15 protein-coding genes, 1 tRNA gene and 1 pseudogene are annotated in these 26,146 nt (G+C 66.2%); 10 read left to right on the top strand and 7 right to left on the bottom strand.

Going from position 1 to position 26,146, the window contains the following annotated elements; all coding sequences use genetic code 11:
• Positions 1-709 (bottom strand): annotated as a pseudogene (locus GV027_RS21660) (hypothetical protein); the annotation flags it as partial.
• 126 nt (positions 710-835) lie between these two features.
• Complete coding sequence (locus tag GV027_RS05135) at positions 836-2,113, bottom strand: EAL domain-containing protein (RefSeq protein WP_159511174.1); 1,278 nt, start codon at positions 2,111-2,113, stop codon at positions 836-838.
• Positions 2,114-2,665: 552 nt separating this feature from the next.
• Here GV027_RS05135 and rpoB point away from each other — a divergent pair.
• A complete protein-coding gene (gene rpoB, locus GV027_RS05140; protein ID WP_031393738.1) occupies positions 2,666-6,847 on the top strand; it encodes a DNA-directed RNA polymerase subunit beta in 4,182 nt (1,393 codons plus the stop codon).
• A gap of 169 nt (positions 6,848-7,016) precedes the next feature.
• Positions 7,017-11,303 carry a DNA-directed RNA polymerase subunit beta' gene (rpoC, locus tag GV027_RS05145; protein WP_031393739.1) on the top strand — a complete coding sequence of 1,429 codons (4,287 nt, stop codon included), beginning with the start codon at positions 7,017-7,019 and terminating at the stop codon, positions 11,301-11,303.
• Between the two features lie 112 nt (positions 11,304-11,415).
• Here rpoC and GV027_RS05150 read toward each other — a convergent pair whose 3' ends face one another.
• Together GV027_RS05150 and GV027_RS05155 are read right to left on the bottom strand one after the other, a co-directional pair.
• Positions 11,416-12,180, bottom strand: a complete 765-nt coding sequence (locus tag GV027_RS05150; protein ID WP_159511175.1) for a metallophosphoesterase family protein — start codon at positions 12,178-12,180, stop codon at positions 11,416-11,418.
• A 1-nt stretch (position 12,181) separates the two neighbouring features.
• Positions 12,182-13,273, bottom strand: coding sequence for a catalase family protein (locus tag GV027_RS05155; protein ID WP_159511176.1), 1,092 nt, complete (start codon positions 13,271-13,273; stop codon positions 12,182-12,184).
• Positions 13,274-13,414: 141 nt separating this feature from the next.
• Between GV027_RS05155 and GV027_RS05160 the strand changes: the two genes are divergently transcribed.
• Positions 13,415-14,089 (top strand): fumarylacetoacetate hydrolase family protein, encoded by a 675-nt coding sequence (locus GV027_RS05160; RefSeq protein ID WP_159511177.1) that lies wholly within the window; start codon positions 13,415-13,417, stop codon positions 14,087-14,089.
• Between the two features lie 111 nt (positions 14,090-14,200).
• Positions 14,201-15,823 carry an OFA family MFS transporter gene (locus GV027_RS05165; RefSeq protein WP_201302574.1) on the top strand — a complete coding sequence of 541 codons (1,623 nt, stop codon included), beginning with the start codon at positions 14,201-14,203 and terminating at the stop codon, positions 15,821-15,823.
• 95 nt (positions 15,824-15,918) lie between these two features.
• Here the strand turns inward: GV027_RS05165 and GV027_RS05170 are convergent.
• A tRNA-Gly gene (locus GV027_RS05170) sits at positions 15,919-15,992 on the bottom strand.
• Between the two features lie 278 nt (positions 15,993-16,270).
• On the opposite strand from GV027_RS05170, the gene GV027_RS05175 reads away from it, so the two are divergent.
• From GV027_RS05175 to GV027_RS05195, 5 genes are all read left to right on the top strand, one after another.
• Positions 16,271-19,327: a TonB-dependent receptor gene (locus tag GV027_RS05175; RefSeq protein ID WP_159511178.1), complete on the top strand. Its 3,057-nt coding sequence runs from the start codon at positions 16,271-16,273 to the stop codon at positions 19,325-19,327.
• On the top strand, positions 19,327-20,346 hold the full coding sequence (locus GV027_RS05180; protein ID WP_201302575.1) for a phytase: 1,020 nt from the start codon (positions 19,327-19,329) through the stop codon (positions 20,344-20,346). The genes GV027_RS05175 and GV027_RS05180 overlap by 1 nt, the downstream gene beginning before the upstream one ends.
• Positions 20,347-20,440: 94 nt before the next feature.
• Positions 20,441-20,689: a glutaredoxin domain-containing protein gene (locus GV027_RS05185; protein ID WP_159512743.1), complete on the top strand. Its 249-nt coding sequence runs from the start codon at positions 20,441-20,443 to the stop codon at positions 20,687-20,689.
• Between the two features lie 3 nt (positions 20,690-20,692).
• Positions 20,693-21,262 (top strand): TspO/MBR family protein, encoded by a 570-nt coding sequence (locus tag GV027_RS05190; protein ID WP_159511179.1) that lies wholly within the window; start codon positions 20,693-20,695, stop codon positions 21,260-21,262.
• Positions 21,259-21,630: a thiol-disulfide oxidoreductase DCC family protein gene (locus GV027_RS05195; protein ID WP_159511180.1), complete on the top strand. Its 372-nt coding sequence runs from the start codon at positions 21,259-21,261 to the stop codon at positions 21,628-21,630. The genes GV027_RS05190 and GV027_RS05195 overlap by 4 nt, the downstream gene beginning before the upstream one ends.
• Here the strand turns inward: GV027_RS05195 and GV027_RS05200 are convergent.
• Complete coding sequence (locus GV027_RS05200) at positions 21,627-22,490, bottom strand: NAD(P)-dependent oxidoreductase (RefSeq protein WP_159511181.1); 864 nt, start codon at positions 22,488-22,490, stop codon at positions 21,627-21,629. The two genes, GV027_RS05195 and GV027_RS05200, sit on opposite strands and share 4 nt — an antisense overlap.
• Before the next feature lie 160 nt (positions 22,491-22,650).
• Here GV027_RS05200 and GV027_RS05205 point away from each other — a divergent pair, with 160 nt between their 5' ends.
• Complete coding sequence (locus tag GV027_RS05205; protein ID WP_031441750.1) at positions 22,651-23,265, top strand: TetR/AcrR family transcriptional regulator; 615 nt, start codon at positions 22,651-22,653, stop codon at positions 23,263-23,265.
• A 66-nt stretch (positions 23,266-23,331) separates the two neighbouring features.
• On the opposite strand, the gene GV027_RS05210 is transcribed toward GV027_RS05205, so the two are convergent.
• Positions 23,332-26,088, bottom strand: a complete 2,757-nt coding sequence (locus GV027_RS05210) for a response regulator (protein ID WP_159511182.1) — start codon at positions 26,086-26,088, stop codon at positions 23,332-23,334.
• Between the last annotated feature and the right edge of the window lie 58 nt (positions 26,089-26,146).

The raw sequence follows: 26,146 nt of genomic DNA on the forward strand, positions 1-26,146 counted from the left end.
GCGGGGGAAGCGGTCTTGCCGGCGGTGCCTCGGCGTCAATCAGCGGTTCGGGCTCGTGATAGTCCAGCCGATCATGCCGTTTACGCGGCCCCCTGCGCAGCAACCACAGCGCGATGACGACGATCGGAATGACCGCCAGCCACAGCCAGAACGGCATCGCCCTGCCCTGCTCGGGCGCAGCGATCGTGCGCTCGACGGGGGCGGAGGACGGCGCGACGGCGGGGGCGACTTCGGGGCTCGCGGTGGTTGCCGAAGGGGCTGGTGCCGGAGTCGTCGGCGCCGTGGTGGCGGTCGATGCGGGCGCCGGATCCGTCCGAACGTCCGCCGCGTCGCGCGGTGCGGCGGCCGGCAGGGACTCCGCTGCGCGCCTGGACGTCGTCGCGGCATCGACCCGCCCGGCTCGCGGCGTATCCGGCTCTGCACTGCGTGTCGCCGGCGCCCGCGCGGGGGTGCGGCTGCGCGGCGGTGCGTCCGCGGTCGTCGGAGCCGGCAGAACCAGTCGCGGCGTATCAGGTACGGGAACCGCTGCCGTCCCCGTGTCGCGGGCCTGTAGCGGCTCGAGCCCGCGAACCGTTCCGGCGGGCGCCGGTGGGGTCGACTGCTGCGACGCGGCGTCCGACGTCTGGCCCGCCTCCTGCGCGACCGCGGGCGGCGCAAGCGCCAGGCCGGCCGGCACGATCAGAAGCGCGCGGCGCCATTGTATGCTCATCGTCGAAAATTCCCTCCTGCAACGCTAGCGCGGGGAGGCCGAACGGGTCGCGGCGGCAAGCCGCCATGCGATGAGCCGCGCCGCGAGGGCGACCAGATGATCGTCCGCATCGCGAACTGCTGGCCTTCAGATCACGCGGACGTGCGCGAAGCTCCCCGCCGCCATCGGCCGGCCCCAGTAGAAGCCCTGTGCACAGCGAGCGCCCAGGTCACGGGCGATCGCGAGATGCTCTTCGGTCTCGACCCCCTCGACGACCGTGCTCAGCCCCCGCGCGTGGCAGGACCGGACGACCTCGCGCAGGATGCCGAGTTCGTGCACGTGCCGTGCGCAATGGCCGAAAAAGTCCTTGTCGATCTTCAGCTCGGCGATCGGCAACGTGAAGACGCGATCGAAATTCGTCGCCCCCTTGCCGAAATCGTCGAGCGAGAACACCACGCCCAGATCGCGCAACCCGTTCATGTCGCGGACCAGCCGCTGGGTATCGACCGGCCGGGCATCCTCGGTGATCTCGATGATCAGGACGCCCCGTCCCGGCCCGTTCGACGCGACGCCGCGTCGGCGCAGTTCATCGCCCAGCGCCGCCTGGAACAGCGGATCGGCCAGCACCGCCTGGCTGCAATTGATCGCAACCGGCGCGGACCGTTGCTCGACGCTCAGCGCAAGCCAGAGGTCGAGCGCGGCGGTGACCGCCTTCATCGTCGCTGCCGCCTCGATCCCCGCGTCGGTCATCGCGGCGAACAGCCATTCGGGGTTCACACCCGGGATGTTGCGCAGCCGGGCGAGCGCTTCATAGCCGGCAACCTGGTCGGTGGTCAGGTCGATCTTGGGCAGGAACTCGTAATGCAGGTTAGGCAGCAGCCGCGATTCCACAAGCAGCGCCGCGATCATGCGCCGGTCGCCCGCAGCGTCTTCCGACCGGCCCGTTCCGGTCGCGAGCGACGCGAGGATCGCGGTGAGTGCGCCGATCTTGTAGGTCCGCTCGAGCGACCCGACGAGCGGATGCTCGCCGATCATCGCCTCGCCGAGGACGGCGGACGGATATTCGCCCGGCGGCCGCAACTCGATCACCGGGCAGATCCGGCCGTCGTGCCCGATCTGATCGAGCACGGTGATCAGATCGTCGCCCCGCGATTGCGCGTCGGCAATCACGACGTCAGGCGCGAACGCCGTTCCCGCCGCGATCTCCGCCGCATGGCCGATCCAGGCGACGGAGTAGCCCCGCGACCGAAGTTCGGCATGCGCCTGGCACGATGCCGCGTCGGCGGCATGGACGAACAGCAGTCGCGGCAGAACCGCGCGCCCCTCCCCCGCCACAGGCAGACAGGCGGAGGCCGGGCTTCCCAGCCCCGGGGCGAAACCGGCCGTCGCACCCGTTGGGGGCGCCAGACTGGGATCGGCGCTCACGCGGACGGGTCCGACCGGGCGGCTATCGACATGGGCGTGAACTCGGCAATGAGGGTGGACGCTGACGAATGACGGCTGAACGACACCGACAAGGCCCCGCCGTGCGGCGGATTCAATCCCGGTAGCCAATTGGTATCTACTAATCCTGATCAGGACTGTCATCCCCGCGAACCGCGCCGCATCCGCACCAGGTCGCTCGTCGCCCAATAAGCCGTTGCGTGGCATTGTGATTTTATTACAAATATTTTTCCACGGGCCACTGCGCCGCGCTCGCCTGGCCGCGCGGGCATCCCGTCTTCGACATTTACCGCGCGAGACCGGACCGCTTTGACAAGCGCCGACCACCGTCCTATATGAGCCACTCACCACAGCATCCGGGAAATGACAGGCCGTCGCGCAGCATGTCGATCGTATTGGATGTCGGGGTTTCATTCGCCGAAAGCCGCCGCATGTGATTGCGCGCGGCCTTTTTGCGTTACTGCACGCCCCGTCCGGGGGTTCCCGGGCACGAAATTACGGCTGACCCGTCAGTTTATTGAGGGCAAATAACCTATGGCTTCCAAGGCGATCAACGAGGGCGCTGCCAAGCAGCGTCGCGACGGCGGCACCGCAAAGCGCCGCATCCGCAAGGTCTTCGGCAACATCCACGAAGTCGTGCAGATGCCGAACCTGATCGAGGTCCAGCGCGAGAGCTACGAGCAGTTCCTGCGCTCCGACAAGTCGATCGGCCATGTCTCGGGTCTCGAGAAGACGCTGCGCAGCGTATTCCCGATCCAGGATTTCGCCGGCACGGCCTATCTCGATTTCGACGATTACGTCCTTGAGCCGCCGAAGTTCGACGTCGAGGAATGCCGCCAGCGCGGGATCACCTATGCCGCGCCGATGCGCGTCACGCTGCGTCTGACCGCGTTCGAGGTCGATCCCGATACCGAGGCCAAGTCGGTCATCGATATCAAGGAGCAGGACGTGTACATGGGCGACATGCCGCTCATGACCGAGAACGGCACGTTCTTCATCAACGGCACCGAGCGCGTCATCGTCAGCCAGATGCACCGCTCGCCGGGCGTCCTGTTCGACCATGATCGCGGCAAGACGCACGCATCGGGCAAGTATCTGTTCGCTGCCCGCGTGATCCCGTATCGCGGCTCGTGGCTTGATTTCGAGTTCGACGCCAAGGACATCGTCAACGTCCGCATCGATCGCAAGCGCAAGCTGCCCGTCACGGCGCTGCTCTACGCGCTCGGCATGACGTCGGAAGAGATCCTCAACTACTTCTACAACCGCGTGACGTTCGTCCGCGGCCAAGGTGGCTGGATCGTTCCGTTCCAGGTCGAGAACTGGCGTGGCCAGAAGCCGATGTTCGACATCGTCGATGCGAAGACCGGCGAAGTCGTGTTCCCGAACGGCCAGAAGATCTCCCCGCGCGCCGCGAACAAGGCGTTCAAGGACGGTCTGACCGACCTGCTGATCCCGACCGAGGAAATCTTCGGCCGCTATTCGGCATACGACCTGATCGACGAGTCGACCGGCCGCATCTACATCGAAGCCGGTGACGAAGTGACCGCCGAGAACCTCGAACTGCTCGACCAGGCAGGCATCGAGCGTCTCGACCTGCTCGACATCGATCACGTCGCAACGGGTCCGTGGATCCGCAACACGCTCAAGGTCGACAAGGCCGAAGAGCGCGAGCAGGCGCTGTCCGACATCTACCGCGTGATGCGCCCCGGCGAGCCGCCGACGCTCGAGACGGCCGAGGCGCTGTTCTCGGGTCTGTTCTTCGATCCGGATCGCTACGACCTGTCGGCCGTCGGCCGCGTGAAGCTGAACATGCGTCTCGACCTCGACGTCGAGGACACGGTCACGACGCTGCGCACCGAGGACATTCTCGAGGTCATCAAGACGCTCGTGAACCTCAAGGACGGCAAGGGCGAGATCGACGATATCGACAACCTCGGTAACCGTCGTGTCCGTTCGGTCGGCGAGCTGCTCGAGAACCAGTATCGCGTCGGCCTGCTCCGCATGGAGCGCGCCGTGAAGGAGCGCATGTCGTCGGTCGACGTCTCGACCGTCATGCCGAACGACCTGATCAACGCGAAGCCTGCGGTTGCCGCGGTTCGCGAATTCTTCGGCTCGTCGCAGCTGTCGCAGTTCATGGATCAGACCAACCCGCTGTCGGAAGTCACCCACAAGCGTCGCGTGTCGGCACTTGGACCAGGTGGTCTGACGCGTGAGCGCGCCGGCTTCGAAGTCCGCGACGTTCACCCGACGCATTACGGCCGCATCTGCCCGATCGAGACGCCGGAAGGCCCGAACATCGGCCTGATCAACAGCCTCGCGTCGTTCAGCCGCGTCAACAAGTACGGCTTCATCGAGACCCCGTACCGCAAGGTCGTCGACCACAAGGTGACCGACGACGTCGTGTACCTGTCGGCGATGGAAGAGGCCAAGCACACGATCGCGCAGGCCAACGCCGATCTGACCGGCGACGGCGGCTTTACCGAGGAGCTCGTCTCGTCGCGTCAGGCGGGCGAATTCCTGATGGCGCTGCCCGACAACATCACGCTGATGGACGTCAGCCCCAAGCAGCTCGTCTCGGTCGCCGCATCGCTCATTCCGTTCCTGGAAAACGATGACGCCAACCGCGCACTGATGGGCTCGAACATGCAGCGTCAGGCCGTGCCGCTCGTCCAGGCCGAGGCGCCGTTCGTCGGCACCGGCATGGAAGAGACGGTCGCGCGTGACTCGGGCGCCGCCATCTCGGCAAAGCGTGCGGGCATCGTCGACCAGGTTGACGCGGCGCGTATCGTGATCCGTGCAACCGGCGAGATCGATGCCGGCAAGTCGGGCGTCGACATCTACACGCTGATGAAGTTCCAGCGTTCGAACCAGTCGACCTGCATCAACCAGCGTCCGCTGGTAAAGGTGGGCGACGTGGTCCGTGCCGGCGACGTGCTCGCCGACGGTCCGTCGACCGAGTTCGGCGAGCTGGCGCTGGGTCGCAACAGCCTCGTCGCGTTCATGCCGTGGAACGGCTACAACTACGAGGATTCGATCCTGATCTCCGAGCGGATCGTGAAGGACGACGTGTTCACGTCGATCCATATCGACGAGTTCGAGGTGATGGCCCGCGACACGAAGCTCGGGCCTGAGGACATCACGCGCGACATCCCGAACGTCGGCGAGGAAGCGCTTCGCAACCTCGACGAAGCGGGCATCGTGTACATTGGTGCAGAGGTCGAGCCGGGTGATATCCTCGCCGGCAAGATCACGCCGAAGGGTGAATCGCCGATGACGCCGGAGGAGAAGCTTCTCCGCGCGATCTTCGGCGAGAAGGCCAGCGACGTGCGCGACACCTCGCTTCGCCTGCCGCCAGGCGTGTCGGGTACGGTCGTCGACGTTCGCGTCTTCAACCGCCACGGCATCGACAAGGACGAGCGCGCGATGGCGATCGAGCGCGAGGAGATCGAGCGTCTGAAGAAGGATTCGGACGACGAGCGTTCGATCCTGAACCGTGCGACCTGGTCGCGTCTTCGCGAGATGCTGCTCGACCAGACGGCCACTTCGGCGCCCAAGGGCGTCAAGAAGGGCGTCGTGATCGACATGGATCTGCTCGACAGCGTCGACCGCCACGAGTGGTGGAAGTTCGCGGTCGCCGACGACAAGATCCAGAGCGATCTGGAAGCGGTCAAGATCCAGTATGACGATGCCGCCAAGCTGATCACGGACAAGTTCCACGATCGTCGCGAGAAGCTGGAGCGTGGTGACGAGCTGTCGCCGGGCGTGCTGAAGATGGTCAAGGTGTTCGTCGCGGTGAAGCGCAAGCTGCAGCCGGGCGACAAGATGGCTGGCCGTCACGGGAACAAGGGTGTCATCAGCCGCATCCTGCCGGCGGAGGACATGCCGTTCCTCGCCGACGGGACGCCGGTCGATATCGTGCTCAACCCGCTGGGCGTGCCGTCGCGCATGAACGTCGGGCAGATCTTCGAGACGCATCTGGGCTGGGCCGCACGCGGTCTGGGTCAGCAGATCACCCACGCGCTCGAAACCTGGCGCGAGGAGAATCCGGAGGCCAAGGCCGGTGCGATGCCGGAGGCGGTCCGCGATCGTCTCAAGACGGTCTATGGCGAGCAGTATCACGAAGAGATCGACGCCCGTTCGGGTGACGAGATCATCGAGCTGGCCAAGAACCTGAAGGGCGGCGTGCCGATGGCGACGCCGGTGTTCGATGGTGCGCGCGAGGCGGACGTGTCGGCGATGCTGGAACTGGCGGGTCTCGACCCGTCGGGCCAGTCGGACCTGTTCGACGGACGTACCGGCGACAAGTTCGATCGTAAGGTCACCGTCGGGTACATCTACATGCTCAAGCTTCACCATCTGGTCGACGACAAGATCCACGCACGGTCGATCGGGCCATACTCGCTCGTCACGCAGCAGCCGCTGGGTGGTAAGGCGCAGTTCGGTGGTCAGCGCTTCGGCGAGATGGAGGTCTGGGCGCTCCAGGCCTACGGGGCGGCGTACACCTTGCAGGAAATGCTCACGGTGAAGTCGGACGACGTGGTCGGCCGCACCAAGGTCTACGAGGCGATCGTCAAGGGTGACGACACGTTCGAGGCGGGCATTCCGGAGAGCTTCAACGTGCTCGTCAAGGAAATGCGCTCGCTGGGCCTGAATGTGGACCTGAAGCAGTCGGAGCCCGGCTTCGACAGCGACGGCATCCAGATCGCGGCGGAGTAACTCCTGTGCCCTCCCCTCCCGCTCGTGGGAGGGGACCGAGGGGTGGGCTCCCGGCCGGCAGCGAAACGCGATGCCGATGCCGGGCGCCCACCCCCTCCCAGCCTGAAGAGGCTGGGCCCCTCCCCCTCCCGCAAGCGGTAGGGGGGAAGATTTTTCCTAAGGACAGCTCATGAACGAGATGACCCCCTTCGCCAATCCGGTCGCCAAGGCCGAGACGTTCGACCAGATCCAGATCGGCATCGCATCGCCGGACAAGATCCGCAGCTGGTCGTTCGGCGAGATCAAGAAGCCCGAGACCATCAACTATCGCACGTTCAAGCCCGAGCGTGACGGCCTGTTCTGCGCGCGCATCTTCGGTCCGATCAAGGATTACGAGTGCCTGTGCGGCAAGTACAAGCGCATGAAGTACAAGGGCATCGTCTGCGAGAAGTGCGGCGTCGAGGTTACCGTCTCGAAGGTCCGCCGCGAGCGCATGGGCCATATCGAGCTCGCCGCCCCGGTCGCGCATATCTGGTTCCTGAAGTCGCTGCCGTCGCGCATCGGCCTGCTGCTCGACATGCAGCTCAAGCAGCTCGAGCGCGTGCTGTACTTCGAGGCGTACATCGTCATCGAGCCGGGCCTGACCCCGCTCGAGAAGTACCAGCTGATGACCGAGGACGAGCTCCTCGACGCGCAGGACCAGTATGGCGAGGACGCGTTCTCGGCCGGCATCGGTGCCGAGGCGGTCCGCATCATGCTGGAGTCGCTCGATCTCGAGGGTGAGCGTACCACGCTGCTCGAAGAGCTCGCGGTCACCAAGTCCGAGCTGAAGCCCAAGAAGATCATCAAGCGCCTGAAGGTCGTCGAGAGCTTCATCGATTCGGGCAACCGCCCCGAATGGATGATCCTCGAGGTCGTGCCGGTCATCCCGCCCGAGCTGCGCCCGCTGGTGCCGCTGGACGGTGGTCGTTTCGCGACGTCGGATCTGAACGATCTGTATCGCCGCGTGATCAACCGCAACAACCGCCTGAAGCGCCTGATGGAGCTTCGCGCGCCGGACATCATCGTCCGCAACGAGAAGCGCATGCTGCAGGAGGCCGTCGACGCATTGTTCGACAATGGTCGCCGCGGTCGCACGATCACGGGCGCCAACAAGCGTCCGCTCAAGTCGCTGTCCGACATGCTCAAGGGCAAGCAGGGCCGCTTCCGCCAGAACCTTCTCGGCAAGCGCGTCGACTATTCGGGTCGTTCGGTCATCGTGACCGGGCCTGAGCTCAAGCTGCACCAGTGCGGCCTGCCGAAGAAGATGGCGCTCGAGCTGTTCAAGCCGTTCATCTACGCGCGTCTCGATGCGAAGGGTCTGTCGATGACCCTGAAGCAGGCGAAGAAGTGGGTCGAGAAGGAGCGCAAGGAAGTCTGGGACATCCTGGACGAGGTGATCCGCGAGCATCCGGTCATGCTGAACCGTGCGCCGACGCTTCACCGTCTCGGCATCCAGGCGTTCGAGCCAGTGCTGATCGAGGGCAAGGCGATCCAGCTTCACCCGCTGGTCTGCTCCGCGTTCAACGCCGATTTCGACGGCGATCAGATGGCCGTCCACGTCCCGCTGTCGCTCGAAGCGCAGCTCGAAGCGCGCGTCCTGATGATGTCGACGAACAACATCCTGTCGCCCGCCAACGGCAAGCCGATCATCGTGCCGTCGCAGGACATGGTGCTGGGTCTCTATTATCTGTCGATGATGAAGGAGAACGAGCCGGGCCAGGGCATGCTGCTCGGCGACATGGCCGAAGTGCATCAGGCACTGAACGCCCAGGCCGTGACGCTGCACAGCAAGATCATCAGCCGCGTTCCGCAGACCGATGAGAACGGCAAGCAGTATCTCAAGCGCTACGAGACGACGCCGGGCCGCATGCTGCTCGGAGAGTGCCTGCCGCACAGCCACAAGGTGCCGTTCGACACCGTCAACCGCCTGCTCACCAAGAAGGACGTGGGCGACGTGATCGACGAGGTCTATCGTCACACCGGCCAGAAGGAGACCGTGCTGTTCGCCGATGCGATCATGACGCTCGGCTTCCGTCACGCGTTCCGCGCCGGCATTTCGTTCGGCAAGGACGACATGATCATTCCGGACGCCAAGGTCGGTCTGGTCGACGACACCAAGGCACTCGTGAAGGATTTCGAGCAGCAGTATCAGGACGGTCTGATCACGCAGCAGGAGAAGTACAACAAGGTGATCGACGCCTGGAGCCGTTGCGGTGACCAGGTCGCGAACGCCATGATGGACGAGATCCGTGCGGTGAAGGTCGATACGGAGACCGGCCGTGAAAAGCCGATCAACTCGATCTACATGATGGCCCATTCGGGTGCTCGTGGTTCGCAGGCGCAGATCAAGCAGCTTGCCGGTATGCGTGGCCTGATGGCCAAGCCGTCGGGCGAGATCATCGAGACGCCGATCATCTCGAACTTCAAGGAAGGTCTGACCGTCCTTGAGTACTTCAACTCGACCCACGGCGCTCGTAAGGGCCTCGCGGATACGGCGTTGAAGACGGCGAACTCGGGGTACCTCACGCGTCGTCTGGTCGACGTGTCGCAGGATTGCGTCATCATCGAACCCGATTGCGGCACGACGCGCGCACTCGAAATGAAGGCGATCCTTCAGGGCGGTTCGACGATCGCAAGCCTCGGCGAGCGCATCCTCGGTCGTACGACCGCGGAGGACATCACCGATCCGAAGACCGGCAAGGTCATCATCCCGTCGGGCACGCTGCTCGACGAGCCGATGATCACGACGATCGAAGGCCTCGGCACGCAGTCGTGCAAGATCCGCAGCCCGCTGGTCTGCGAATCCAAGATCGGCGTCTGCGGCAAGTGCTACGGGCGCGATCTCGCCCGCGGTACGCCGGTGAACATCGGTGAAGCTGTCGGCGTCATCGCCGCGCAGTCGATCGGTGAGCCGGGCACGCAGCTGACGATGCGTACGTTCCACATCGGTGGTGCAGCGCAGCTCAACGAGACGTCGAACCTCGAGGCGCATGCCGACGGTACGGTGCAGTTCCGCGATCTGCGTATCATCGTCGACCAGCGTGGCCGTCGCGTGGTGCTCAGCCGCTCTGGTGAAATCGCGATCGTCGACATGGACGGCCGCGAGCTCTCGGTCGATCGTATCCCCTACGGTGCGTATGTGCTGTTCGACGATGGCCACATCGTGTCGCGCGGCGACCGGATGGCCGAGTGGGATCCGTTCACCATGCCGGTGATCACGGAGAACCCGGGCACGATCAAGTATGTCGACCTGATCGAGGGCAAGACGCTCACCGAGCAGACCGACGAAGCCACAGGCATCGCCCAGCGCGTCGTGATCGAATATCGTGCGGCGACCAAGTCGAAGGAGGATCTGCGTCCGCGCATGACCCTGCTCGACGAGACGTCGGGCGAGACCGGCCGCTACATGCTGGCGATCGGTGCGACCCTGTCGGTCGAGGATGGCGCACAGGTGTTCGGCGGCGACGTCGTGGCCCGCGTCAGCCGCGAGAGCGCCAAGACGCGCGACATCACCGGTGGTCTGCCGCGCGTTGCCGAGCTGTTCGAGGCGCGTATCCCCAAGGACTCGGCGATCATCGCCAAGATCTCGGGCCGCGTCGTGTTCGGCAAGGATTACAAGGCGAAGCGCAAGATCGGCATCCAGCCCGAGGATGGCGGCGACGTCGTCGAGTATCTGGTGCCGAAGTCGAAGGTCATCGACGTGCAGGAAGGCGATTACGTCAAGCGCGGCGACAACCTGATCGGCGGCTCGCCCGATCCGCACGACATCCTCGAGACGATGGGTATCGAGCCCCTCGCCGAGTATCTCGTGTCGGAAATCCAGGAGGTCTATCGACTCCAGGGCGTGAAGATCAACGACAAGCACATCGAGACGATCGTTCGTCAGATGCTGCAGAAGGTCGAGATCACCGATGGCGGCGACACCACGCTGCTGAAGGGCGAGCAGGTCGATCGCGAGGAAATGGACGCGACGAACGAGAAGCTCGACAAGAAGCAGACCCGTGCACAGGGCAAGCCTATCCTGCTCGGTATCACCAAGGCGTCGCTGCAGACCCGCAGCTTCATCTCGGCGGCATCGTTCCAGGAGACCACCCGCGTTCTCACCGAGGCCGCGGTCCAGGGTAAGCAGGACATGCTGATGGGTCTGAAGGAGAACGTGATCGTCGGCCGGCTCATCCCGGCAGGCACCGGTGCAGGTCTCAACCGCCTGCGGGTCGTGGCGAACAGCCGCGACGCCTCGATGCGCGTTGCCCAGCGCAAGATGGCCGAAGCCTCGATCATCGCGCCGAAGTCGGCGAAGGAAGAGCATGACGCCGAACTCGCCCGCTCGCCGCGCGATTCCGGCGGCACGGGGGACGACGCGCTTGGCGAAGTCGTGACCTCGGGCACCGGCACCGATGCGGATGCCGGCGAGTATCTGAACAAGCCCGAGTAATCGGGCGCATCAGACGCCAATGAAAAGGCCGCCGTCCGGATATCCGGGCGGCGGCCTTTGTCGTTTCTGGCGACTGGCGGGGCGAACGGGTCGAACCGCGCGCCTTGGTGGGTCAGCCGGTGCCTTCGCCCATCGTTCGCGGGATCGTCCGGAGCTGCTGGCCGGTGACGCGCAGCTCGTTGAACGCGGGCGGACTGCCGCGCGTCCGCTTGGACAGGGTGCCGGCACCGATCATGCGGATCTCCCGGCCGCTGCGTTCGACGGGAATGTCGAAGGGATCGTGGACATGACCTGACAGCACGGCATGCGCTCCCGCATCGGCCAGTGCGGTCAATGCGCTGTCGCCATGGCGGGTCTTTGCTGTCCCGGTCGTGCCGCCTTCGATCAGCGGATGATGCGCCGCGACGAAGACCAGGTGATCCTTCGGTACATCCTCGATCATCGCCAGCGCGCGCGTCAGCGACCCCGGGCTGACCCTCCCCTTCGACCAGTTCCAGCGCCACTGCGCGCGGGCCGTCGTCTTGAGCGGGACGATCGTGATCCCGGGCAGTTCCAGGGGTTTCTCGATCATCGACTCGACCGCGGCATAACGCTGATAGGGCGAGAAGAACCGGCGGAACGGGTCCCAGTAATAGGGGATGTCGTGATTGCCGACCTCGAGCGTGACGGGCACGCCGAGGCTGCGCAGCCAGTCGCCGCCACGCTGGAACTCCTCCTTCGTGGCACGCATCGTCAGATCGCCGGTCATGATCACCGCGTCGGGCCGCTCCGCGTCGACACAGGCGGAGAACCAGGCGAGCGCCGCCGGATCCTCCGCGCCGAAATGAACGTCGCTGACGTGAAACAGCGTGTGCGAGCGTCCTAAAACATCTGCCATGTCAGGCAAGTTCGGCCAGCGTCTTGGGCTGGTGCATCGGACACCCGTTGAACGTCCCGCGGAATCCCGCCGAGAGCTCATAGGTCTCCTTGCGGACGCGATTGACGCCGCCCAGCGGCTGATGGTCGACCACGCCGTGCCACACGCTGTACGCCAGCGCATCGTCGGTATGATCGGTCACGCCATGTTCCCAGGAGATTTGCGGCGCCACCTCGAGCGTGGCGACCGTGACGAACGGGCTTGCCTGCTGATCCCATTCCACCGTCGCGTCTTCGATCGGCATCGCGTCGAGATCGGTGTTCAACTGGACGCGCAGCTCCCAGACGCCGCCATGCTCGATCAGCTCCTCGCGCACGACCTCGCGCAGCGCATCGGGGCGTGCGGTGATGTCTACCGTGTCGCCGGTCAGGCGCGTCAGCGCGGGTGATACCGGGAACAGCGCGACCTTGGCGATATAATCCCCGTAGCGCAGCGGCGTCTGCGAGAAATAGGTCTCGCCGAGCGGGTGGACGGGTTTTGCGCCGCCGAGTGTCTTCAGCGTCGCAGACTCCGCCCCGACCGCCTCCAGCGCGGATTCGACGACGCGGAAGGTCGCCGACATCGCCTTCTTCACACCGTCGAACCGGTCGGTCGTCTTCGCGAGCAGCTTGAGGTTCTTCGAAAAGGCCTTGGGATCGGGTGCCGCAAAGACCGGCGCGTTGACCATGATGAAGTCCTGCGTCGTCTCGCCTTCAGAGCCCGGCAGGCGATCGCCCTGCACGTCGAGGATCTTCAGCGCGACGCCCCGCGGCAGGCTGACGCTGTCATCGAGAATGTCGCCCGCGTTCGTCGAGATGCGCAGCACCGCCTCATGACGCCCCGGCTGTGCGAAAATGCCCTGCGCGAGTGTTTCAGGCAGGCCGTCAGCGATCGTGAGTGTGCCGCGCGCGATGCCATGTGCCTTGGCATGAACCGCGCGCACGGCATGCGCATAGTCCTGCGACGTGGTCTCTAGGATCTCGCGAAAGCTGTCCTTGAGCGACGCCAGCGTCTCGGCCTCGTCGTCGGCGATGGTTTCGACCGAGGGGGCGAATCGTACGGGCTGGGTGGACATGCGGATCTCCTGTCGTTTCCGATCCAAACCCGCCGAACTCCGCGACGTTCCCGCTGCACGGGCGATCGGTACGATCCCGCACGCTGTTGCAAAGCACCGCGCCCCGGTCCACGCGGTCGGCGCCCATCGAAGGAGAAACCGATGCAGATTCCCGTCGTCACCGCCCCCACGATCGCGATCGTCGGATCCGCGGCACGGTTTCCGGTCCGCAGGATCTTCTGCGTCGGGCAGAATTACGCCGACCACGCGCGCGAAATGGGGTCGGATCCCGATCGGCAGCAGCCCTTCTTCTTCACCAAGCCCGCCGATGCCGTCGTGCCCGGTGGCGGCACCCTGCCCTATCCGAGCATGACGCAGGATCTGCATCACGAGGTCGAGCTGGTCGTCGCGCTGGGCGCAGGCGGGCGGGACATCGATGCGGCGGAGGCGACGGCGAAGATCTTCGGTCATGCGGTCGGTATCGACCTGACGCGGCGCGACCTGCAGGCGGTGGCCAAGGCGGCCGGGCGGCCATGGGACATGGCCAAGGGGTTCGACCGGTCCGCCCCGATCGGCGCGCTCACGCCGGGCGCGCCGCCTGCGACAGGTGCGATCGGGCTGACGATCGACGGCGAACCGCGCCAGTCGGGCGACCTGTCGATGATGATCTGGTCCGTCGCCGAAGTGATCGCTGCGCTGTCGCGTCAGGTCGAACTCGCCCCCGGCGATCTGATCTTCACCGGCACCCCCGCGGGCGTCGGGCCGATCCTGCCCGGGGTACCGGTCCGCGCGACGATCACCGATCTCGAGCCGCTCGAGGTCCTGTTCGACGCCTGACCGGCGTGCAGGGGTGATGTTTTTGTATAAAACTCAGCGTCTGCGACCTTAGTCGGCTTCCCTTTGTCTCCATCCGCCCGCATGCATCCCCTTCATAAAAAGGGGATGATGATGGCGGATGGATCAACCGGCGGGCTGCTCGACCGGGCACGGACGGTAGCAGGGCCGGGCTTTGATCGTTGGCTGGTGCCGCCCTGCGCGCTCGCCATCCATCTGTGCATCGGCATGGCCTATGGCTTCAGCGTGTTCTGGCTGCCGCTGTCGCGCGCGATCGGGATCACCGATCCGGTGGTCTGCGAAAGCATGACGCTGGCCCAGGCGCTGACGACCACCAGCTGCGACTGGCGGGTCAGCGACCTCGTCTGGACCTACACCCTCTTCTTCGTCGTGCTCGGCGCCGCGGCCGCGATCTGGGGCGGCTGGCTCGAACGCGCCGGTCCGCGCAAGGCCGGCGTCGTCGCCGCCTTCTGCTGGTGCGGCGGGATGGGGATCGGCGCGATCGGCGTGTCGATGCACCAGTTGTGGCTGATCTGGCTCGGTTCGGGCGTGATCGGCGGCATCGGTCTGGGTCTCGGCTATATCTCGCCCGTCTCGACGCTGATCAAATGGTTTCCCGACCGGCGCGGCATGGCGACGGGCATGGCGATCATGGGCTTTGGCGGCGGCGCGATGATTGGCAGCCCCCTCGCCAACTCCTTGATGAAGCATTTCTCCGGCCCGACCGGCGTCGGCGTCTGGCAGACGTTCCTCGTCCTCGCAGTCATCTATTTCGTGTTCATGATGGCCGGCGCGCTCGGCTACCGCGTGCCTGCCGAGGGCTGGAAGCCCGCCGGCTGGACCCCGCCGACCGATGCCAAGGCAACGATCAGCCGGTTCAACGTCGATCTGAAGGATGCGCACAAGACGCCGCAATTCTGGCTCATCTGGATCGTCCTGCTGCTCAACGTGTCCGCGTCGATCGGCATCATCGGCGTCGCCTCGCCGATGCTCCAGGAGATTTTCGGCGGTCGCCTGATCGATGCGCCGGGCGTCCTCTTCACCGCGTTCAGCGACAGCCAGAAGGTCGCCGCGGCCGCGGTCGGCGCCGGGTTCGTCGGCGCGATCAGCCTGTTCAACATCGGTGGCCGCTTCTTCTGGGCGTGGTTCTCCGACCGGCTGGGGCGCAAGCCGCTCTACGCGGTGATCCTGGCGATCAGCGCCGTGCTCTATGGTATCGCCGCCCCCGCGCTTGCCGGCACCAGCCTCGGTCTCTTCATCCTCGTCTTCTGCATCCTCGCCTCGACCTATGGCGGCGGCTTCGCGACCGTGCCGGCCTATCTGGCGGACATATTCGGAACAAAGTTCGTCGGCGCGATCCACGGCCGGCTGCTGACCGCCTGGTCGACCGCGGGCGTCGTCGGGCCGCTGCTCGTCGCCAACATGCGCGACGGGCGGATCGCCGCGGGGATCCCGCGCGATCAGGTCTATCAGCCGATCTTCCTGATGCTCGCGGCGATGCTCGTGGTCGGCTTCGTCGCCAACCTGTTCGTGAAGCCGGTGGCAAGCCGCTTCCACATGCCGGTTACCCAAGGCGTGGCTTCGACGACTGCCGTCGACGCCGCGACGGCCACCACCAGCGCACAGCATGGCGGTGGATCGCGGTCGACCGTCGTACTCGCCTGGCTGGCGGTGGGCGTGCCGATCCTCTGGGGGATCTACATGACGCTGTCGAAGGCGGTCATCCTGATCAAGTGACCGAACGCGACACCGCGGTCGCATCGCCGGACAGGCGATCGCGACCCGGTGGTCGGCGTGGAAAAGAATTTGCGTTGGCACCGACGGTGTCGGCGTGGAGCGGGTGAAGGGAATCGAACCCTCGTCACTTGCTTGGGAAGCAAAAGCTCTACCATTGAGCTACACCCGCATATCGACTGAACGTCCGTGCGGCGAATGAGCGCCGGCGGTCGCGATGCGATGGCGAGCGTCTATCGGCTCGGCGTTGGCGACGCAAGATGCTTCTCGACGCGGAATGGCGCGCCGTGTCGAGGGACGTGGGGCACGACGTAACGAAACTGTCACCCCCGTGTCACCACGCTGCCATTGGTCTGCAATAGGCACCCCGGCAAGCCAGCCCATAGCTGGACCAATCGGGGGACCATCATGATCATCGGCCTGTCACACCGCGCACGCGGTCCAGCTGTCTTGCGCGCGCTTCTCATCGGCAGTGCGATGATCCCGCTCGCGATCGGGATCGCCCGTGCCGAACCGGTCGATGGCCCTGCCGCAGCCGCAGCCCCCGCCCCGCGTGGCAATGCCAGCATCACCGGGACGATCTCGCAGGCCGGCAGCGGCGACTATCTCGACGGCGCGTCGGTTTCGATTCCCGCTCTCGGCCTCGCCACCGCAGCGGATCGCGCGGGCCGGTTCACGCTGGCCGGGATCCCCGCCGGGACGCATGACGTCGTCGTCCGCTATGTCGGCTTTCCCGATGCCCGGCGCAGCGTCACGGTCACCGACGCGGCGGTCGTGCTCGATGTCGCGATGACGATCGAGACCAGTGCCGACGGCGACGAGATCGTCGTTTCGGGGTCGCGCCCGATCGCCGAGTCCGAAGCGGCAGCGCTGCAGATCCAGCGGACCAGCCCCTCGCTTGTCTCGGTGATCGCGTCGGATTCGATCGGGCGCCTGCCCGACCAGAATGTTGCGCAGGCGGTCAGCCGCCTGCCCGGCGTCGGCGTCCAGCGCGACCAGGGCCAGGCCCGCTACATCACGCTGCGCGGCAGCCCGATCAACTGGACGACGCTGTCGTTCGACGGGATCAACGTGGTCAGCCCGGAAGGTCGCGACGCACGGTTCGATTCGATCCCCTCGGCGATCGCATCGCAGATCATCGTGCGGAAAGCGGTGACCCCCGACATGACCGGCGAGACGATCGCGGGCAATGTCGACATCATCACCCGCTCGGCGTTCGACTATCCGGGACTGAAGGTTCAGGCCAAGGGCGGCCTCGGCCATGTCGAGCTCGGCAAAAAGACCGAATATGAAGGCTCACTCGTCGTGTCCGACCGGTTCGACACGGGGATCGGCGAATTCGGCATCGTCTCGTCCGCCAGCCTCTATCGCCGCGGCATGGTCACCGACAATTTCGAGACCGATTTCGAAGCGGTCGACCGCGACCTGCGCCCCGGGTACGAGACACGCAACTGGGCGCGCGAGACCGAAAACAAGCTCTACCGGCTGACGCGCAAGAACTATTCGCTGTCGAGCCGGCTCGACTGGCGCCCCGCCCCCGGCCACAAGCTGTTCGCCGAGACGATCTACTCCGCGTTCGAGGATGACGAGCAGCGCAACAATTACATCTTCGATCTCGACGACCAGCAGTCGCGCACCCCGAACGGCACCGCGGCCTGCGCGGTCAATGCGCGACCCGCCTCGGGCACCACGGGCTATGCCGATGTCTGCACCGGCAACACCCCCCTGCTCGGCACGGTGTACGGGATCGATCTCAATTCGAACTTCACGGTGCGCAAGTACAAGCAGTCGGTGTTCACCAACACGCTGGGCGGCGATCACGAACTCGGCGACTGGAAGGTCGCGTGGCGCGGCAACTACACCCGCTCGATCGACGACCGGTCGCAGCCTGCACAGCTCAACTATGACAGCCCCTCGTTCGGCACCAACGGCGCGAATGCCGCCAACCGCCTGACCGTCGGCTATGACCTGACCGACCCGCAGCTCGCCAAGGTGCAGCTGTACCGGACGATCCGCAACGCCGATGGCAGCTTTTCGCGCGGCGACCGGGTCACGGCGATCGAGGATTTCCCGCGCACCCTGTCGCGCCTGCGCTCGCTCAAGGCGCAGGACGTGACCGAGGCCTATACCGCCAAGCTCGACATCAGCCGCGAGGCGTCGGTGTTCGGCGCCTCGACGATCCTCGCCGCCGGCGTGCGCTATGACGACCGCACCAAGACGTCGAACGAATATCTGCTCGACCTGTCGACGCCCGCGCAGTTTGCCGCGGCGGGCATCGCGACGAACTATTCGGCGATCGCCAAGCCCGGCGGGTTCCAGGGCGAGATCCCGCTCGGCTACACCTTCCAGTATTTCGACCGCGACAAGGTTCTCGGACTGGTCGATCAGGCCAAGGCGGTCGGCAGCTATGTGCGCAGCGACGCCAATTTCTACGATGTCGGCGAGAAGGTCTATTCGGCCTATGCGATGGCGACGGCGACGACCGGCTGGGGCAGCATCATCGGCGGCGCCCGCGTCGAGCATATCCGCAACGACGCACGCGCCTTCTCGATCGGCACGGTCGGCACCGGCAGCGCGGCGACGACGGTCACAACACCGATCGACGTGAAGTCGAGCCAGACGCTGGTCTACCCCAGCCTCCACCTCAACTGGGACGTCGATGACCGGATGAAGGCACGGCTGTCGTTCAACACCGGCGCCGCGCGTCCGGATTATGATCAGCTGCGCCCCAATCTCAGCTATAACGATGCGAACGCCACCATCTCCGGCGGCAATCCCGATGCGAAGCCCGAAAAGGCGAAGGGCGTCGATCTCTACGTCGAATATTACACGATGCCGCGCGGCTTCCTGTCGATCGGTGCCTATTACAAGGACGTCACCGACGTCCTGTTCGATTCGACGCAGACGTTCGGGCGGACGACGCTGAACACCGGCGGCGTCGATCGCTCGGGCTATCTCTATTCGACGATCGTCAACGGCGGCAGCGGTTATATCATGGGCATCGAGGGTGCGATCCAGCAGCAGCTCGAGCCCTTCACTGCCGATCTCGGACTGCCCGAATGGATGGGTGGCTTCGGCGTCCAGCTCAACGCGACGATCAACAAGAGCCGCGCCGAGACGCCGGGGACGGCTGCCCTGCCCTCGCGCAAGGTGCCGCTGCCCGGTGCATCGGACGCGATCTACAATCTGATCGCCTATTACGAGAAATACGGTTTTTCGGCGCGGGTATCCTACCAGAACCGGTCGGCATGGCTCGATGCGATCGGCGGCACCGACACGATCGGCGGCGTCGTCCGCGGGATCGACGGCGGCGACTTCTACTGGGCGAAGGACAATGAGCTTGACGCCAGCGTGCGGTACGCGATCAACAATAATGTCGAGATTTATGGCGATTTCGCCAATCTGCTGAACGGCCCGGGCCGCCGCTATGCCGGCTCGTCCGCCTATACGATCGAGCATGAGACGTTCGGGCGGCGCTATACCGGCGGCGTGCGGGTGACCTTCTGATGCGCGGACTGCCGCTCGTCGCGCTGATCCTCGCCGGGTGCGCGACCACGAGCGTGCCCCAGACGGCCACCGCGCCGCTGGTCGCGGCGACCGCGGAAACCGATCCGGTCGATACCGCGGCGGATGCGGCGGACGATCCCGCGATCTGGCGCAACCCCGCCGACCCGGCGAAGAGCCTGGTCATCGGGACGGACAAGAAGGCGGGCATCCACGTCTACAGCCTGGCAGGCAAGCGGCTGAGCTTCACGCCCGCCGACCGGCTGAACAATGTCGACCTGCGCACGGTCGGCACGCGCGTGATCGCGGCGGCGAGCGACCGCGCCAATGTCGACGCCGCACACGTCTCGCTGTTCACGCTAGACACCGCGGCGGCGAGGCTCGCGCCGCTCGGCCGATTCCCGGTCGGCCCGGGCGAGGCTTACGGCATGTGCCTGTGGACGCGCGCGCGCGATCACGCGCTGTTCGGCTTTGTCGTGCTGAAGGACGGGCGGATCGATCAGGTCGCGATCGACGTCTCGGGCACGGTCCCCAAGGTTACGACCGTCCGATCGATGAAGCTGGCGAGCCAGGCCGAGGGCTGCGTCGTCGACGACCGGACCGGGCTGCTCTACGTCGCAGAAGAAGATGTCGGGCTCTGGCGGTTCGACGCGGATCCGGCGGCACCGGCGACCGCGACGCCGATCGCGCAGGTCGACGGCAAGACGCTCGTCGCCGATGCGGAAGGCCTCGCGCTCGCGCCCTCGGGTCGCCGCGGCGGCTATCTGGTCGTCTCGAGCCAGGGCGACAACGCCTACACGCTCTACCGCCTGCCCGGCGTCACCTATGCGGGACGGTTCCGGATCGGCGGCGGGGCGATCGACGGGACCAGCGATACCGACGGCATCGACCTGATGCTCGGCGATTTCGGCCCGGCCTATCCGGGCGGCCTGTTCGTCGCGCAGGACGGCGACAACGCCCCCGACACGCAGAACTTCAAGTTCGTCAGCTGGACCGCCGTGCGCCGCGCCCTGCGCCGCTAGCCCGCAACGTCCGCAGGGAACGTCTGGGGCCATCCCGCGCTATAGGATCTGGCATCGATCGGCGTATCGAGAGGCCGCAGATCCGAGGACGATGATGACCCAGACCCGTACCGCGACGCTGCACCGGATGGTGCTGCCCGATCACACCTGCCCGTTCGGCGTCCGCGCCAAGCAACTGCTTCAGGCCGAAGGCTATGACGTCGACGACCAGATCCTCCGCGATCGGGACACGGTCGAGGCGTTCAAGACCGAGCACGGCATCGCGACGACCCCGTTGATCGTCATCAACGGCGAGACGATCGGTGGCTGTGACGATCTCGAACGCTATCTGGCGGAGCGCTGACCGATGGCCCATCCTGATCACCATCCCGTCGCATTGCCCGTTCCGCCGCTTGCGCCACCGCCAGCACTGTCGCGGACCGCTGCCGCGCTGATCGTCGTGTCGGTCCTCGGCGTCAGCGCCGCGATCGGTCGCCGCAATGCGCCCGACCCCTCCCACCCGCGGACCCGCCGCTGGTACAAGCGGCTCGACAAGCCCAGCTATACCCCGCCCGATGCCGTGTTCGGCGCGGTGTGGCCGGTGCTCGAGACCGGGCTCGCCGTCGGTGGATATCGTCTGCTCCGCCAGCCCGCGGGGCCACGTCGCACGAGTGCGGTCGGGCTGTGGCTGCTCAACACGGCGATGGTCGGCGGCTGGACCGAGATCTTCTTCCGCAAGCGGGCGCTTCGATCCGGTGCAGTCGTCGCAGGCACGATGGTCGCAACCGGCGGCGCCTATGTCGCGGCGGCGGCGAAGGTCGATCGTCCCGCGGCGCTGCTTGGCGTGCCGTTCGTGGGCTGGCTCGGCTTTGCGACATTGCTCGCCACGCGCATCAGCGCACGCAATCCCGACTCCGACGCGGCGGACGCCCGGTGACCGATCTGGTCGTCTGGCATGACGGCGACTGCCCGTTATGCCGGCGCGAGATCGCGCTCATGCGGCGGCTCGACCGGCGCGGCGCGATCACGTTCGTCGATGCCACCGATCCCGATGCGAGTTGCCCGATCGACCGCCGAGACCTGCTCGCGCGGTTTCATGCGCGTGAAGACGGGACTATGCTGTCGGGCGCCGCGGCGTTCGCCGCGATGTGGCGCGCAATCCCGGTCCTGCGGCCACTCGGCCTGCTCGCGCGTAACGGCACGGCGCTCCGCCTGCTCGAGCGTGCCTATCTCGGCTTTCTCGTGGTGCGACCCCGCCTGCAGGCCGCACTGCGCGGCCGACAGGCGGGCGAACGGGGGCGTTAAAGCCCGGCGTTGCGCCGGACGGCGGCGCCCACCGCCGACCAGTCGACGTCCTCCCCCTCCTGCGCGATCGCGGCGCGCAGATGATCGCGCACCACGCCGAGCAGCGGCATCGGCGTACGCAGTCGTCCCGCTACGGCGTCGACGAGGTTCATGTCCTTCAGCCCCAGCGGCGCGGCAAAGCCCGCAGGCGTGAACCGCTGTTCGACCAGCATCTCGCCGTACGTCTTGTAGACCGGCGCATTGAACAGCGTGCCCGTCAGCACCTCGAGCAGCAGCGCCGGTTCGACCCCGCCCTTTTCCGCCAGCGTCATCGCCTCGGCCATCGCCTCGACCGCCGCCATGATCATGAAATTGCCGCTGAGCTTCACCAGATTGGCGGCGGACGGCGTCTCGCCGACACGGAACACCCGCTGGCTGATCGCGTCCAGTGCGGGCTCGCACCGGGCGATCAGATCGGCGCGTCCCGCCGCAACGACGAACAGCATCGCCGCCGCCGCCGCGGGCGGACGACCGAAGACGGGTGCCGCGACATAGCCACCGCCCCCGTCCTGGTCCGCCGTCAGCCGCTCCGCCAGCGCAACGCTGATCGTGCTGTGCGATACATGGACCGCCGGCGCACCGAGGATCCCGTCATCGCCATAGACCACCGCCTCCAGCGCGGCATCGTCCGCCAGCATCGTCAGCACCACGTCGCCCTGCGCCGCCTCGGCGGGCGTCGCGGCCCGAGCCGCGCCACGTTCGACCAGCGCATCGGCCTTGTCCGGCGAGCGGTTCCACACCGTCACCTCATGACCCCCTTCGACGAGATTGGCAGCCATGGCATGCCCCATCTGGCCCAGACCGATAAACCCGATTTTCATGGTCATAATTCCTTGTCCGACCGTAGCAGGATCCCCTGCCGGTCCTGCCCCGCCCAACGCGCGGACGGCGCGGATGTTCGACGTGCGCGATCCGGTCGCTCGGTCCCGGAACGTCCGGGATACTGGACGTTTTTCCACTTGTGCCTATATACCGACTGGTATGAATAGCTTGTGCACGCTCACCGCCCCCAAGGGCCGCCCCCGCGAGTTCGATCTCGAGGAGGCGCTTGCGGCCGCGCTGCGCGTTTTCTGGCGAAACGGGTATGAGGCGGCGTCGATGGCCGAGCTCACAGCCGAGATGAAGATCACCAAGCCGAGCCTCTATGCCGCGTTCGGCAACAAGGAAGCGTTGTTTCACAAGGCGCTCGACCTCTACGAACGCGAAAAGCTCGCTTATATGACGTCCGCGCTCGATGCGCCGACCGCCAAGGCGGTGGCCGAGCGGCTGCTGCGCGGGGCGCTCCAGATGCAGACGAGCACCTGCGATCCCAAGGGGTGCCTGAGCATCATCAGCAGCGTTGCCTGCGGCGTCGAGGCCGAACCGATCAAGGCCGAGGTCGCCAAACGCCGCGAGTCGTCACAGGCTGCGCTGATCCGCCGGTTCGACGAGGCCAAGGCTGCGGGCGAGTTCCCCGACGGTCTCGAGTCGCCTGCCCTCGCGCGCTATCTGTTCGCGGTCATGCAGGGGCTGGCGATCCAGGGCGGATCGGGCGCCACCTGTGGCGAGCTCAATCAGCTTGTCGACACCTGCATGATGGTCTGGCCGACGCGCTAGGCGCCGGGGCACGCACGCCTCGGTCGCGCGCTCCTCTCCCCCCGGCACGGTCGCTGCCGGTCAGGATTACCCTCTGGTCTGTCCGTCTGACGCGATCTGCATCAGCACAGGTCCTTCGGCCGCAGTATCAGCCGGCGCTGGCCTGTCGATCGCCGCCTTCGACGCCGCCCTGACGACAGCCGAGCGCAGTGCCTCGACGCCATAGGGCTTCGGCAGCAGGATCGCCTGGGGATCCCACGGCACGAGCGCGACCTCGCTATCGCCGGTTGCGAACACGACCCCGATTCCCGGCCGACGCATGCGGACCGCTTCGGCAAGCTCCGGGCCGGACAGCCCGGGCAGATTGACGTCGCTGACCAGCACATCGACCGGGCTCGCCTGCAGCGTCGTGAGCGCCGCTTCGGCGCTGGCCGCCTCGATCACCGCCATGCCCAGATCGCGCAGCATCTCGGCGGCACCCGCACGGATCGCCGCGTCATCCTCGACGAGCAGGACGCGGATCGGGACGTCTCCGTCCGACCGCGGCGCATCCTCGTGACCCTCCGCCGCACGCCGCCGCGCGCGCTGGCCGGCGAGAACCTGTTCGAACTTCCGCGCGAGCGCCTCGCGTGTATAGGGCTTGGACAACAGCTCGACGCCGACGTCGAGCCGGCCGCCATGCACGATCGAGTTCTCCGTATAGCCCGACGTGAACAGCACCGCGAGATCGGGGATCCGCTCGCGCGCACGACGGGCGAGTTCGGGGCTCTTCAGCGTCCCCGGCATCACCACGTCGGTGAACAGCATGTCGATCGGCACGCCGCTTTCGATGACGTTCAGCGCACTGCCCGCGTCGACCGCTTTCAGCACGCCATAGCCAAGGTCGCCGAGCATCTCGACGACGGTCGCACGGACCTCGTCATCATCCTCGACCACCAGCACGGTCTCGGTCCCGCCGATGATCGGCCCACCGCTGGTCGCGACCTCGACGTCTTCGGGGCCCATCGCGCGCGGCAGATAGAGCTTGATCGTCGTGCCTTCGCCGACCTCGCTGTAGATCTTCACATGGCCGCCCGATTGCTTGACGAAGCCATAGACCATCGACAGCCCGAGCCCGGATCCCTTGCCCTCGCTCTTGGTCGAGAAGAACGGCTCGAACACCTTGTCGATGATGTCGGGCGCCATGCCGCTGCCCGTGTCGGTGACCGCCAGCATGACATATTGCCCCGCCGCGACCTCCAAATGGCCGCGTGCATAGGCGTCGTCGAGGCTGGCATTGCCGAGCTCGATCGTCAGCTTGCCGCGCCCCTCCATCGCGTCGCGTGCATTGATCGCGAGGTTGAGCAACGCATTCTCGATCTGCGTCGGGTCGATGAACGTGTTCCACAGCCCGCCGCCGACGACCGTCTCGACCTCGATCGCCTCGCCGATCGCACGCCGCAGCATGTCGTCCATCCCGCGCACGAACCGCGTGACGTTGACCACCTTTGGTTCGAGCGCCTGGCGTCGGCCGAAGGCGAGCAGCTGTGCGGCGAGCTTGGCGCCGCGTTCGATCCCCGCCATCGCGTTGCTGACCCGACGCTCGGCACGCGCATTCCCTGCAATGTCCTTGCCGAGCAGCTGCAGATTGCCCGAGACGACCTGGAGCAGGTTGTTGAAGTCGTGCGCGACACCGCCGGTCAGCTTGCCGATCGTCTCCATCTTCTGCGCCTGGGCGAGCCCCGCTTCGGCAAGCCGACGCTCCTCGATCTCGCGGATGACGCGCGCCTCGAGCGTCTCGTTGAGAACGCGCAGCTGGCGTTCGGCGCGTTCGCGGTGGCTGATCTGTCGTTCGAGCTGCAGGGTACGATTGACGCGCTCCTCGACGTCGAAGACCAGCACGTAGAAGCCGTTGATCGCCCCATCGGGCTCGATCCGCGGGATGTAACGCAGCTCGGACGCGCGGTCGCCGCCGTCGCGGTGCGGCAGCCGCGCATCGGCGGTCACCGTCTCGCCGGCCAGGGCACGGTCCATCATCGGCTGGCGTACGGCAAAGGCGGGCTGACCGATGACGTCGCGGACATGCCGTCCGACGACCTGGGCGGGTGTCAGCCCGACCCAGTCCTCGTAAAAGCTGTTGGCGAAACGATAGACATAGTCACGATCGATATAGGAAATCAGCACGGGCAGCGCGTCGGTGACGATCCGCAGCTCCGATTCGCTCCGCGCCAGCTGCCGTTCCGCCGCCACCCGCTCGCTATTGTCGATCACCGTGCCCAGCACGCCGCCGACGCTGCCGTCGAAATCATGCACCGGGGTGTAGAAGAGGTCGAGCGTCACCGCGTGCGCTGCGCCGTCATGGTGGAGCGTCATCGGCTGGTCGCGAAAGAGCATGACCTCGCCGCGCATCACCTCGCCCAGCACGTGGCGGTTGAAGTCCGCGTGCTCGGGCCAGACGTCGACGGCGCGCGCACCGATCGCGGCCGGATGCTTGCCGCCCGCGATCCTGGCATAGCCGTCATTATATAGCATCAGGCCGTCAGCGCCCCACATCAGCACCTTGGCGACGGGCGAGTTGACCACCGTATTGACGGTCGAGCGAAGCTGCGGGGACCAGGTGTCGATCGCGCCGAGCGGCGTCGCGCTCCAGTCATGCGCTCGTATCGCTGCGCCACACGCCCCGCCGGCGATCGGCCAGGCCACCGGGGTGGCGGCGACGGATCGCCCCAGCCGGTCGCGCAGCAGCGTCAGGGTCTCAGCGGCAACCGCATCGGCGCTGGTGCCGGTGCCGGTACTTACCTGGGCATCGATGAAGCGGTCGAGTTCGGACGCGAGCACCGGGTTGCGGGTCTGTCGGGTAACCATGCCACCGGGGTAGCTTTCCGACCGCGGCTGTCAATCGCGCTTGGCATCGGCACCGGAC

The sequence above is a fragment of the Sphingomonas sp. T1 genome, from assembly GCF_902506585.1.
Lineage (GTDB): Bacteria > Pseudomonadota > Alphaproteobacteria > Sphingomonadales > Sphingomonadaceae > Sphingomonas > Sphingomonas aerolata.